This window comes from Pseudomonas sp. FP2254, assembly GCF_030687695.1.
Taxonomy (GTDB): Bacteria; Pseudomonadota; Gammaproteobacteria; order Pseudomonadales; family Pseudomonadaceae; genus Aquipseudomonas; species Aquipseudomonas quebecensis.
On sequence record NZ_CP117444.1, the window covers coordinates 1,734,983 to 1,747,451 of the forward strand.

General features: G+C 57.3%; 14 protein-coding genes. 7 read left to right on the forward strand and 7 right to left on the reverse strand.

The window, feature by feature from the left end:
- Positions 1-140: 140 nt before the first annotated feature.
- Together PSH94_RS08030 and queF are read left to right on the forward strand one after the other, a co-directional pair.
- Positions 141-659: a cupredoxin family protein gene (locus PSH94_RS08030; protein ID WP_305437049.1), complete on the forward strand. Its 519-nt coding sequence runs from the start codon at positions 141-143 to the stop codon at positions 657-659.
- A 69-nt stretch (positions 660-728) separates the two neighbouring features.
- Positions 729-1,559: an NADPH-dependent 7-cyano-7-deazaguanine reductase QueF gene (gene queF, locus PSH94_RS08035; RefSeq protein ID WP_181078087.1), complete on the forward strand. Its 831-nt coding sequence runs from the start codon at positions 729-731 to the stop codon at positions 1,557-1,559.
- A 66-nt stretch (positions 1,560-1,625) separates the two neighbouring features.
- On the opposite strand, the gene PSH94_RS08040 is transcribed toward queF, so the two are convergent.
- Complete coding sequence (locus PSH94_RS08040) at positions 1,626-1,892, reverse strand: DUF4404 family protein (protein WP_181078088.1); 267 nt, start codon at positions 1,890-1,892, stop codon at positions 1,626-1,628.
- Between the two features lie 111 nt (positions 1,893-2,003).
- Positions 2,004-2,612, reverse strand: a complete 609-nt coding sequence (locus tag PSH94_RS08045) for an HAD family phosphatase (RefSeq protein WP_181078090.1) — start codon at positions 2,610-2,612, stop codon at positions 2,004-2,006.
- 196 nt (positions 2,613-2,808) lie between these two features.
- On the opposite strand from PSH94_RS08045, the gene PSH94_RS08050 reads away from it, so the two are divergent.
- A complete protein-coding gene (locus PSH94_RS08050; RefSeq protein ID WP_181078092.1) occupies positions 2,809-3,498 on the forward strand; it encodes a VacJ family lipoprotein in 690 nt (229 codons plus the stop codon).
- Between the two features lie 61 nt (positions 3,499-3,559).
- On the opposite strand, the gene PSH94_RS08055 is transcribed toward PSH94_RS08050, so the two are convergent.
- Positions 3,560-3,865, reverse strand: a complete 306-nt coding sequence (locus PSH94_RS08055) for a PilZ domain-containing protein (RefSeq protein WP_305437051.1) — start codon at positions 3,863-3,865, stop codon at positions 3,560-3,562.
- A gap of 277 nt (positions 3,866-4,142) precedes the next feature.
- On the opposite strand from PSH94_RS08055, the gene rssB reads away from it, so the two are divergent.
- Both rssB and rssC read left to right on the forward strand, forming a co-directional pair.
- Entirely contained in the window at positions 4,143-5,324 is a 1,182-nt protein-coding gene (gene rssB, locus PSH94_RS08060) for a two-component system response regulator RssB (RefSeq protein WP_253511314.1), read from the forward strand.
- Entirely contained in the window at positions 5,324-5,806 is a 483-nt protein-coding gene (rssC, locus tag PSH94_RS08065; RefSeq protein WP_181078097.1) for an anti-sigma factor antagonist RssC, read from the forward strand. The genes rssB and rssC overlap by 1 nt, the downstream gene beginning before the upstream one ends.
- A 161-nt stretch (positions 5,807-5,967) precedes the next feature.
- On the opposite strand, the gene tal is transcribed toward rssC, so the two are convergent.
- The 3 genes from tal to PSH94_RS08080 form a co-directional block, all read right to left on the reverse strand.
- Entirely contained in the window at positions 5,968-6,894 is a 927-nt protein-coding gene (gene tal, locus PSH94_RS08070; protein ID WP_181078098.1) for a transaldolase, read from the reverse strand.
- Positions 6,895-7,129: 235 nt separating this feature from the next.
- Positions 7,130-8,125, reverse strand: a complete 996-nt coding sequence (gene dusA, locus PSH94_RS08075) for a tRNA dihydrouridine(20/20a) synthase DusA (RefSeq protein ID WP_305437053.1) — start codon at positions 8,123-8,125, stop codon at positions 7,130-7,132.
- A 427-nt stretch (positions 8,126-8,552) separates the two neighbouring features.
- Positions 8,553-10,124, reverse strand: a complete 1,572-nt coding sequence (locus PSH94_RS08080; protein ID WP_305437054.1) for a DUF262 domain-containing protein — start codon at positions 10,122-10,124, stop codon at positions 8,553-8,555.
- 286 nt (positions 10,125-10,410) lie between these two features.
- Between PSH94_RS08080 and PSH94_RS08085 the strand changes: the two genes are divergently transcribed.
- Together PSH94_RS08085 and PSH94_RS08090 are read left to right on the forward strand one after the other, a co-directional pair.
- Entirely contained in the window at positions 10,411-10,770 is a 360-nt protein-coding gene (locus tag PSH94_RS08085) for a DUF6124 family protein (protein WP_305437056.1), read from the forward strand.
- 142 nt (positions 10,771-10,912) lie between these two features.
- The gene (locus PSH94_RS08090) at positions 10,913-11,131 is read left to right on the forward strand and encodes a hypothetical protein (protein ID WP_305437057.1); all 219 of its coding nucleotides are present in this window, start codon (positions 10,913-10,915) and stop codon (positions 11,129-11,131) included.
- A 95-nt stretch (positions 11,132-11,226) separates the two neighbouring features.
- Here the strand turns inward: PSH94_RS08090 and PSH94_RS08095 are convergent, their stop codons facing one another.
- A complete protein-coding gene (locus PSH94_RS08095; RefSeq protein ID WP_305437059.1) occupies positions 11,227-12,414 on the reverse strand; it encodes an MFS transporter in 1,188 nt (395 codons plus the stop codon).
- Between the last annotated feature and the right edge of the window lie 55 nt (positions 12,415-12,469).

A 12,469-nucleotide genomic window follows, 5' to 3' on the forward strand; every position in this document is an offset into this window, starting at 1 on the left:
CAGGTGACGACGGGCTTTATACCGCGGGTATCAGGCAAAGGGCGCAACCTGACAAAGTTGTAATCCAGCAGTCAGCTGGCTGGCAGCCGCTTCATCTTAGAGTGCCGCTCAAAGCAGTGACACATTTTTGGAGAAGAGCGATGACGTTACGTACACCCCTGTTGCTGGCGGGCTGCCTGTTAGCGTTGAGCGTCAATGCACTGGCCGAAGGGGCGCACACCTACGCCTTCGGACAGCCGGCACCGGCCGACAAGGCCACACGCACGGTGGAAATCACGTTGCAGGACATTGCCTTCTCGCCCACATCGCTGGACGTCAAAGCCGGTGAGACCGTGCGCTTCGTGTTGGTCAACAAAGGCCGGCTGCTGCACGAATTCAACCTGGGCGACGCGGCGATGCATGCACAGCACCAGCAGGAAATGTTGCAGATGCAGGCCAGCGGCATGCTTACCCCCACGGGAATGGGGGAAATGGACCACAGTGCCATGGGCCACGGTGAGGTCATGAAGCACGACGACCCCAACAGTGTGCTGGTGGCGCCGGGCACGACCGCTGAACTGACGTGGACTTTCAAGCAGGCGACGGGGTTGGAGTTTGCCTGCAACCTGCCGGGCCATTACCAGGCGGGCATGGTGGGCAAGCTCAACGTCAGCCAGTAAGCGGCGGGTGCGCAAACGCGGGGCCAAAGGCTGTTAGACTGGCGCGGTTTATTCAGTCAGGTTTCCGCCATGCATCCCGCAGCCGAACATTCGCCGCTGGGCAAGTCCAGTGAATACATTTCTACCTACACCCCGTCGTTGCTGTTCCCGATTCCCCGTGCCGCCAAGTGGGCCGAGCTGGGATTGAGCGCCGAGACACTGCCCTATAAGGGCGTGGATTTCTGGAACTGCTTCGAACTGTCGTGGCTGCTGCCGTCGGGCAAGCCGGTGGTGGCCATTGGTGAGTTCAGCATTGCGGCCGATTCGCCGAATATTATCGAATCCAAGTCCTTCAAGCTGTACCTCAACTCGCTGAACCAGACGGCGTTTGCCGATACGGCCAGCCTTGAAGCCACCCTGCGCACCGACCTCAGTTTTGCTGCCGGCAAGCCAGTGAGCGTGCGCATTCGTAGCCTGGCCGATATCGAAGCCGAAGGCGTGATGGCGTTGCCGGGCGTGTGCATTGACGACCTGGATATCAACGTCAGCAGTTACGAACACCCGCGCCCGGAACTGCTGCGTTGCGATGACTCGCGTGTGGTAGAGGAGAGCGTGCACAGCCACCTGCTCAAGTCCAACTGCCCGGTGACCAGCCAGCCGGACTGGGGCAGTGTGGTGGTGGAATATCGTGGTGCGGCGCTGGATCATGCCAGCCTGTTGGAATATATCGTCAGCTTTCGCCAGCACTCGGACTTCCATGAACAGTGCGTGGAGCGGATCTTCCTGGACCTGCAGCGCTTGCTCAAGCCCGAGAAGTTGACCGTGTACGCGCGGTATGTGCGCCGGGGTGGATTGGACATCAACCCCTACCGCAGTACCGAAAACACTCAGTTCCTGAACGTGCGGCTGGCGCGCCAGTAAGCCTTTACCCAACAATACTGTGGGAGCTGGCTCCCACATTTGGTTGGTGTTCGGCTTGGGCTCGGTTTAGATGCCGATATTGCCCAGGGTAGTGACTATATTGCGAAACGCTCCAGCCAACCCGGGATGACTGGACTCAAACTCGATCGCCGCTTTGTTGAAATCGTCGGCAATGCTGGGTGACTGGGCACCCGGTTCCATTTGAAGTTGAAAATTCAAATCGGCAACCAGTTTTTCCAGGGCTTGGCGCTTTTCAACGGGCAAATCCGGATGCTCTTCCAGTTGTTTGCTCACAATATCGGCCTGCTGTTTTAACTTTTCGCGATCAGGCATGACGTTCTTTCCTTTTATCGATAGGCACTGGCATAGACCGCGGCACGCCGTGAAAGGTCTACGGGCTGACCTGTAGATTAATTCACTGCGGCCAACTGTGCATGATCTCGATCAGGGCTTCTCGCCCTTGAGCCGGCGCAGGCTGATGTCGGCCAGGCAAGTGCCGAGTTCGCCCAGGTGATCGATCACCGAGTGCACCCCCAGCCCGTACAGCGCCACTGTTGCCTTGGCGCGCTTGTGCTCGCGTTCCTTTTCGCTCAGCGCTTGCCAGGGTTCGGGCGCCAGGCCGCACAGCGAACCACAGGAGGCCAAACCGATGGTCCACAATCCGGCGTTGAGCCCGGATTGCAGGAGGCGCGGCTCGCCGCTGACCAACACGCAGCCTTCCAGACGCTCGATGTTCAACTCCATCAAGGCTTGCCAACAGGCGTGGGGCGCGGGCCAGCGGATCGGGGAGGGCGATATGGCCTTGACCCAACGCGGCAGCACGGCGGCCAGCGCAGTGGTCACGGTGGGTGGGAGTTCATCCAGCCAGGCGCAGGGCACGCCTTGTTCTTTGAGGTGGCGCAGGATGTTCAGGGCGCCTGGAGTGGCCTGAGAGTCGGGCGCCGAGGAATCGGTACGCGCCTGGGAACCAAAGTCCACCAGGCAACCACTCAGGCCGAACAGCACCGCAGTCAAGGTGGGGGCGGTGGCGATGGCGATCTCGGCGTGTGGCATGTCGACGTCCCTGAAATAGCTCCGACGCTATCGGCGCGGGATGACAAGGCGATGACAGCTGTATGCAATTGTAGGAATTTTGTGCATTTTCCGTATGTCGTTTCCTAGGAGCTGCCTAAAAGGACACTTCCGTCATATACTCACCGCCTTATTCAGGGCATAGCGCCCATGACAGACCATTCAAGGAGCAAAAGCTATGCGCTGGAGCCACTACTTCGCTCAGCTGTCGGTGTGTGCCACTGTGATGTTGGCGCCGTTCGCCGTACAGGCTGCAACCGAAGACGATCCATGGGAAAGCGTTAACCGCCCGATCTTCGCGTTCAACGATACCATTGATACCTACGCCCTCAAGCCTCTGGCCCAGGGTTATGAGTGGATCACCCCGCAATTTGTCGAAGACGGCATCCACAACTTCTTCCGCAACATCGGCGATGTCGGCAACCTGGCCAACAACGTGCTGCAGCTCAAGCCACACAATGCGGGTGTCGATACCGCGCGCCTGCTGGTCAACACCACGTTCGGCGTGCTGGGCTTCGTCGATGTCGGCACCAAAATGGGGCTGCAACGCAGTGATGAAGACTTCGGCCAGACCCTGGGCTACTGGGGCGTGGGCAGCGGTCCGTACGTGATGATTCCGTTGCTGGGCCCAAGCACGCTGCGGGATGCGCCTTCCAAGTACGTGGACAGTTACACCCAGCCGTACCGCTATATGAATGATATCGACTGGCGCAACAGCACGATGGGCCTCAACATCATCGACACCCGCGCCAGCCTGCTGGATAGCGAGAAGCTGATCACCGGCGACAAATACACCTTTATCCGCAATGCTTACCTGCAGAACCGTGAGTTCAAGGTCAAGGATGGCAAGGTCGTCGACGACTTTTAAGCCGTGATGTTTTGAAACGAAAAAGGCGACCCGTGCAGGTCGCCTTTTTTGTGCGCGTCTTTCAGCGCATTTTCAGGATCTTAAGGCCCAGCCGCTGGTTCTCGTGCTGCTCGCCGTCAGCTTTGACCCAAACCACCTCGGTCTCTGCTTCCAGGCCCTTGAGGGCCGCGTGCTCGGAATCAATGCGCACGCTCAGCAGGTCGCCCACGCTGAACTGGCGGGGTACCTGCACTTGCATGCCGGAACTGGACAGGTCCAGGCACACGCCTTCAATCTCCTGGCCGGCGTGGATCAGGGACACATTGGCATCCACCCGCATGCGGATGAAATCGCGTTTTTCGGCGTAATCGCGCTCGTGTTCGCTCACAGCATCCGTCCTTACTTTGTGTTGGGGTAGTGACCGTTCTTATAACTCCCGGTGATTTGCGGTGTAAAGACGCCCGGCGACCATCGGCATGAGCTTGAAACACCTGACGGATGGGAGTACCGTCTGCGCCTTAGAAGGGCACCTCTGCATTACAGTTGTGCGTGGGCAAAAAGCCCATGCTTTGTAGGACAGAGAGGCTAGAAAGCGAATCCAGTAGTATGAGCCCGGCCATTGCCGCGCCGCCTACGCCAACCTAATTCTGGCGCCGTTTGCCCACATGCAAAAAACCAGTGCCACGCTGCTGATAATCGATGACGACGAAGTAGTGCGCGCGAGTCTCGCGGCCTATTTGGAAGACAGTGGCTTCAGCGTCCTGCAGGCCGGCAACGGCCAACAGGGTCTCCAGGTGTTCGAGCGCGACCAGCCCGACCTCGTGATCTGCGACCTGCGCATGCCCCAGATGGGCGGCCTGGAGCTGATTCGCCAGGTCACTGAGCGTGCGCCGCAGACGCCGGTGATCGTTGTGTCCGGCGCCGGTGTGATGAACGACGCCGTCGAGGCGCTGCGCCTGGGCGCCGCCGATTATCTGATCAAGCCCCTGGAAGACCTGGCGGTGCTGGAGCACTCGGTGCGTCGTGCCCTGGATCGGGCACGCCTGCTGCTGGAAAACCAGCGCTACCGTGAGAAACTCGAAGCCGCCAATCGCGAGCTCGAAGCCAGCCTGAACCTGCTGCAGGAAGACCAGAACGCCGGTCGCCAGGTGCAGATGAACATGCTGCCGGTGAGCCCCTGGACCATCGATGAGTTCCAGTTCGCGCACCAGATCATCCCGTCGTTGTACCTGTCGGGGGATTTTGTCGACTATTTCCGCGTTGATGAGCGGCGCGTTGCGTTTTATTTGGCCGACGTATCCGGCCACGGTGCGTCTTCGGCCTTTGTGACCGTGTTGTTGAAATTCATGACCACACGGCTGTTGTTCGAATCCAAGCGCAATGGCACCTTGCCGGAGTTTACCCCGTCGCAAGTGCTGGGCCACATCAACCGAGGCCTGATCAGTTGCAAACTGGGCAAGCACGTGACGATGGTCGGCGGCGTGATTGACGAAGAAACCGGTCTTTTGACCTACAGTATTGGCGGTCACCTGCCGATGCCTGTTTTATACACTCCTGACAGTGTGCGTTACCTGGAAGGCCGGGGCCTGCCCGTAGGCTTGTTTAATGAAGCGACCTACGAGGACCACATTCTGGAACTGCCGCCGACGTTCAGCCTGACGCTGATGTCCGATGGCATTCTGGACCTTCTTCCAGAACCTACACTCAAAGAGAAAGAAGCCGCCTTGCCCCAAAAGGTCAAGTCGGCGGGCGGCAGCCTGGATGGCTTGCGGCAGGTTTTTGGATTGGCCACGCTGGGGGAGATGCCGGATGATATCGCCCTACTGGTGTTGAGCAGGAATCTTTGATGAGTACCGGAAGAATCCAATTCGCCGAGCAAGACGGGACCTTTGTCCTGAAGTTTGTCGGTGAAGTGCGCCTGACCTTGTGTTCGGCGCTGGATGCGACGATTGAGCGCATCTTTACTGCGCTGAACTTCTCGGCGATCGTGATCGATCTGACCGAAACCCGCAGCATCGATAGCACCACGCTGGGCCTCTTGGCCAAGCTGTCCATTCTGTCTCGGCAGAAGGTTGGCCTGTTGCCGACCGTGGTCACTACCCACGACGACATCACCCGGCTGCTGCAGTCCATGGGCTTCGATCAGGTGTTCAATATCGTTGGTCGCCCGATTCCATGCCCGGAGTGCCTTACCGATTTGCCCTCCCAGGACCAGTCCGAGGAAGTCGTGCGGGTCAAGGTGCTGGAAGCGCACAAAATTCTGATGGGCCTCAACGAGTCCAACCGCGAAGCCTTCCACGACCTGGTCAACGCCCTCGAGCGTCACTGAGCCTCTGGCTAACATTCGCCCCATTGTGGGAGGGGGCTTGCCCCCGATAACGCAGTGTCGGTCAATGTATCTTCCACTGTTGAAATGACATTGGCTTGAGACATCGACACAAAAAAGGGCGGTACCCTCACAGGTACCGCCCTTTTTGTCGCCTCCGCCGTTTACAGCTTAGCGGACAGCAGCGCCTCCAGCTTCTCCTGGTCCCGCGCAAACTGGCGAATACCCTCGGCTAGTTTCTCGGTTGCCATCGCATCCTCGTTGGACTCCCAACGGAACTGCGCTTCAGTCATGTGCACGCGCGCCTCGCCGGCATGCCCTGGCGACAACTTGCGCTCCAGCGTGCCCTCATCCGCCGCCAACTTCTCCAGCAGGTCCGGGCTGATGGTCAGGCGGTCGCAGCCGGCCAACTCTTCGATCTGGCTGAGGTTGCGGAAGCTCGCACCCATGACCACGGTTTTGTAACCGTTGGCTTTGTAGTAGTTGTAGATGCGCGTCACCGACTGCACGCCCGGATCATCGGCGCCGGTGTAGTCGTTGCCATTGGCTTTCTTGTACCAGTCGTAGATGCGGCCCACGAACGGCGAGATCAGGAACACGCCTGCTTCGGCACACGCCACGGCCTGGGCAAAGGAGAACAGCAGCGTCAGGTTGGTCTGGATGCCTTCTTTTTCCAGCTTCTCCGCCGCGCGGATGCCTTCCCAGGTGGAGGCGATCTTGATCAGCACGCGGTCACGGCCGACGCCGGCTTTGTCGTACAGCTCGATCAGACGGTGCGCACGCTTGAGGATCGCGCCTTCGTCGAACGACAAGCGGGCATCCACTTCGGTGGAAATGCGGCCCGGTACCACTTTGAGAATTTCTTGACCGACCGCCACCGCAAAACGGTCGCTGGCCAGGCCCACGTCACCGTTGCAGTCCTTCACGCACTCATCCAACAGATTGGCATAGCCCGCAATCGAAGCGGCCTTGAGCAGCAGCGAAGGGTTGGTGGTAGCGTCTTGCGGCTTGAGCTTGGCGAGGGTGGAAAAGTCGCCGGTGTCGGCTACGACGGTGGTGAATTGCTTGAGTTGTTCCAGCTTGGAAGTCATGAGCGTGCTCTGTCCTATGGGTCTGTTGACATTACCCGAGCGCCGACAGGCGCTCAAGGGCGCAAATGCGTTCGATCGTTTGCGGGGGCAACAACCTGAAAACAGCCGTTTGAATCACCGACTGTGGTGCTTATAGGAGGGCAAAACTGACCGCAGGTTCAACCCAACTGGCATGTGGGCAACGCTCGCTCCGATAGCAGCAGCTCGATCGTCCCCACGCAGAGCATGGGAACAATCAGCGACCCTCCAGCAACTCCGCGGCCTGATCCAGCAATGCCAGCGGATCACTCGCCTTATGAATATCCACCGACAACAACTTGCGAAACTTCCTCGCCCCCGGAAACCCCGTGCCCAAGCCCAGCACATGCCGCGTTATATGGTGCATCGTCCCACCCGTGGCCAAATGCTCGGCAATATAAGGTCGCAACTGCGCCAGCGCCTGCGCCCGACTGATCACCGGCGCTTCACTGCCAAATAGCTGCTGATCCACTTCCGCCAGCAGATAGGGATTGTGATATGCCTCACGTCCGAGCATCACACCATCAAACGTCTGCAAATGCTCGTGGCACTGTTCCAACGTCTTGATCCCGCCATTGAGCACAATCTCCAGCTCAGGGAAATCCTGCTTCAACTGCGCCGCCACGTCATAGCGCAACGGCGGAATGTCGCGGTTCTCCTTAGGCGACAACCCCTCCAGAATCGCAATCCGCGCATGCACGGTAAAACTGGTGCAGCCGGCGTCCTTCACCGTGCCGACGAAATCACACAACTGGCCATAACTGTCCCGACCGTTGATCCCGATACGATGCTTCACCGTCACCGGAATCGACACCGCATCGCGCATCGCCTTCACGCAATCGACCACCAGGGCGGGGTGTGCCATCAGGATCGCGCCGATCATATTGTTCTGCACACGGTCGCTGGGGCAGCCGACGTTCAGGTTCACTTCGTCGTAACCCGCGGCCTCGGCCATGCGCGCGCAGCCAGCCAGGTCAGCGGGGACGCTGCCGCCCAACTGCAGCGCCAGCGGGTGCTCGGCTTCGTTGTGGCGCAGGAAGCGCTCGTGATCGCCATGCAGGATCGCACCGGTGGTGACCATCTCGGTGTAGAGCAGGGCGTGCTTGGAGAGCAGGCGCAGGAAGAACCGGCAGTGGCGGTCGGTCCAATCCATCATCGGGGCGACGGAAAAGCGGCGGGAGAGGGCTTGTGTTGGAGGTATGTTTGAGGACATTGGGATCTGGGATGGAGGATGCGTAGGGCGGGCAGTTTATCAGGAACGGGTGAGAGTGGCTGGTGTTGACGGTGCGACACGAGACTCAGCGTTAAATAATCCTCCTTTTTTGGTCTGCCTCCTACAGACTTGTAAGTTCAACTCCAAGTTACCTTCACGCGCGCTTATCTACGTCGTAGTAGATGCTAGTCTTGATACAGAGTGTCAGAGTTGAAGCAAGACCCATACACAGCGGACCTAGTCTGGCGAGGGTTCTATTAGGGTGTGGGGCAAAAATTTTTGCGAGATTTAAGGTGCTCATAAACTATTATTAAAACTTTTATAAGTGTGTCGTGAAAGTTTAAATTTAATCTTTACTTGTCGCGTGCTCAATTGGGGCAGATTGAACACGCGGGACATCAAGCTATTGATACAGCTATCTACGTCCTCAGGCCATCAATCGCTGCGCTTCAGCTACTAATAGATCAGCCCTTGCGGCTAGAAAGTCTTCATAAGAAAGTTCGGCAGAATCTAATGGGCAAAACGCGCTTTCCAAATATTGCTCAATGTTATCGTGCCCGGTCTGTTTTAGATAATTCTCAGGAGCTTTTGCACGTATATGGTTATTGTCGGCGCGCGTCAGGAAGCAAATGTTTGCAAGAACATTAATTTCATTGGGCGTTTTGCCTCGGTTTAGTAAATATTTTTGGGGAAAAATATGATGAAACTCATGCTTGCTAGCTTTCTTCAGGACTTTAGAAGGATCGATCTTAGCTCCGCTGATAAATGAATAAGCATTAACTCCGCTGAGCAAAAGTATGTGGACTCTGGAGTTGGCATTAGCAGTTGAAAAAAGGTTTTTCGTGAAGTCGAGTTTGATTTCGGCTTTAGGGTGCTTAAAGGGATGTTGGGGATCCGCTGCAAGCCTTTGCATCTCTACGATGTCGATTGCTTGCCTCTCATTGACATCTGAAGAAAATCTCCTGCTGAATAATGATCGCCAAAACCAGCGTAGCAACTGCTCCTTTTGGGTTGCATTGTAATTTCTGCCTTCCGGATTATCGGTAGCAAAATAAGCGCTCAGCGGTACAAGAACTCCTGGAAATGGCAGCATTTTGTAATGCTTAACGTTGGCTTCTCTGCTAAGAAAGTCAAGGGCTCCAATGATTCCGTTTTCAATCTCTGAAAATCTTGCTCTTATTTCTTCACCTTTTAGTTCCAAAATTCGCTTCGGAGTAGTTTCGCCACAAATTATTCCTGCGCATATTCTCAGTTGAAGATCACGATCCTCGCCTAAATCTTCGAAGCCATGATCAGTAATAGCGTCTTGTAATAGTCCGAATTTTTCGACAAGGTCGAATTCTTCTGACCAGCTCCATGCCGAAAGAAGTTCAAATACATTTAAGTCTGTGCCAGCTCTGTTGATTCGTTCAAAAACAATGGCGACTTTATTCTGGTCATCGGATTCAAATACTTCATTTGGAATTAAGTATTCTTTGAAGCGAGATTGAAGGTCGTCAATGCGTTGAAGCGTAGCATCATCCGTAAATGCGCTTGTAGCTTTACGGTAAGCAACAGTGTCGAAAAGCGTCTTCGCGGGGAAGTGGCGCTCTGGATCAACCTCGCTTTCTTCTAGTGCTAAAAATAAAGACTCTTGAACATTGTCTACAGCATGCATGTCGAAATATACGTCGACCCACTCCCTGCTTGAAGGCTCTAGGTCTGTTTGAAATACACTAAATAAGCTGGTAAGTCTCTGCTGTCCATCTAATACATAATTTACTGGATAGTTTTTTTGGGGCTCAGGCAGAACAAAGTGGCCCATCTTTTTTTCCGCTTTCAATCGGGTATCTGTTTTCCAAAGAATCACAGTTCCTATTGGAAAGCCTTTAAAAATGCTATCGAGTAGAAAAGCAACCTGATCCGGTTCCCAAACGAAATTCCTTTGAAAGGCAGGGATACGTATGTCTCCCGAAGATATCCGGTCTATTAGTTTTCTGATGGTCAGTGCTTCGCTCATAATTTCCTCCATGGATGGGAACATAATCTGAATGAATGGCATCATGCCACTGCGGTGCGTTTTTTGGGAAGCATCCAAAAAAGGTGGAGACTGTCGGTCGATTCAATGAGGACGAATATTGGGATCAACGCCCGAGATTTCTTGGGAAATTTCCCACATCGTTCTCAGCTTGCCCCTCATACTTCCCATAGCTAACCTCCACAAGCCGCTACAAACCCAGTGGCCGGAGGTGGAAGTCCGTATCGCTAAGGCGTTTTAACTCCCGAAAATATTTGGAGCTCCGCCCATGCCTAACAAATCACGTAATGCTTATGTTGACTGCAACACCGCGCCCATCGATGACAAGCTTCACGCAGCAGGCCAACGCGCTATTCATCATTATCTGCCCTCATCTGACGCCGCCGCTAACCAACCTTCCGGCAACCTCTTCACCGTTACCCCCAACATCGACACCGAAACCCTCCTGGCCAACGCCGCCGAAAACCTGGCGTCCGCCAGCCAAATGGCCGCAACTCTGGCCTTCGACCTCGAAGAACCTCACCGCGCCATCGTGTTGGGCATCCAGCAACTGACCGAGCTAAGCGCGCTTCTCGTCGACCGCGCCCAGGACCAGGTCGCACCTGCGCTCGGTACGCCAGTCGCCTGATCGACTGTCTGCCGCCTTGCGCCAGGGCGGCAACCTGAACCCATCCTGTCCCCCGTCAAAGTTTCATCATCGCCCGCGGCCGGGAGGTCTACGATCCCTCCAGCGAGGACCGCCGTGCCTCCCGCCCACAGGGAATCGAAAAATGACTTCAAACCTCTTCAAAGTTGCGTTGATCGCGGGTGCGTTGCTGTTGAGCGCGTGTTCATCTTCACCCACCGTCAACAGCGACCCATGCTTTTCAGGCGGATGCCAAGCCTTCGGCGACCACAGCCCGAGCAAAGCCGCCAAGATGAATTTTGGCGGCAGTGGGCTGGGTAGCAGTTATGGGGAGTATGGTTCGGGGTTGTTGCATGATGATTGATGGGGTGGTGGGTCAGTCAGTGGTGTGTTGACTGGCCCATCGCTATCGGGGGCAAGCCCCCTCCCTCAGTTTGATCTCCAGTGGAGCGGGTGGCGTCAGTGGCCGCCTGGCATGCGCCGGGCGATCAAGTAGATGCCCAGGCCGACCAGCGCGGTAGCGGCGCCGATGTAGCCGGTGCTGGTCCAGCCGTACCCGGCGCTGATTGCCATGCCGCCGAACCACGGCCCCAGCGCGTTCGCCAGGTTGAACGCGGCGTGGTTGGACGCCGCCGCCAGGCTTGGGGCTTCGTGGGCGATGTCCATCAGGCGGATCTGCAGCGGCGCGGCCATGGCGATCATGGTGCCGACCAGGCCGATGCCCAGCAGTACGCTCCACAGCGAGCTGGCGGCGAAGGTGAAGAAAATCAGTACGGCCATCGACCACACCATGATCCCGCCCACCGCGCGAAACTGCAGGCGGTCAAACAGCTTGCCGCCGGCGATGTTGCCGATGATCCCGCCCACGCCGAATGCGGCCAGGCCGAAGGGGATCCACTGTGGCGACACTTTGGTCACTTCCAGCATGGTCGGCGCCAGGTAGCTGAACACGCAGAACATCCCGGCAAACCCGATCGCGCCGATAGCCAGAGCCATCCAAACCTGGGGCTTGGTGAAGGCGCGCAGTTCCTTGCGCGGGTCGCTGCGTTGTTCGTCGTGGCGGTGGGGCACGAATTGCCAGACCAGGGCAATGGTGCACAGGGCGATGGCGCTGACCAGTACGAACGCCGAGCGCCAGCCCAGGTGTTGGCCGAGGAAGGTGGCGATGGGGTTGCCCAGCAGCATGGCCAGCGTAAGGCCCAGCATCACCCGCGCCACGGCGCCGGCGCGTTTATCGCTGGGCACCATGCTGGAGGCCACCACGGCGGCGATGCCGAAGTAGGCGCCGTGGGGCAGGCCGCTGATAAAGCGAAAGGCCACCAGCGAGCCGAACGTCGGGGTAAAGGCGGTGGCCAGGTTGCCCAGGGCGTACAGTCCCATCAGCAGCAGCAACATGTGTTTGCGCAGCAGCTTGGCGCCAAGGATGGCCAGCAGCGGCGCGCCGACCATCACGCCCAACGCGTAGGCGCTGATGGCGTGGCCAACCTGGGGTTCGCTCAGGCCCAGGTTCTGGGCGATATCAGGCATCAGGCCCATGATGGCGAATTCGCCGGTGCCGATCGCGAAGGCGCCCACGGCCATGGCCGCTTCCATTTTGGCGGCGCTGCGCGCGGGCAGTACGTGCCCGGGTGTTGGGTGGATTGACATGGATCGCTCTTAGTAAAGGGGGTACGTGGAGGCGCCGCCGATGCTACGCAAGCAA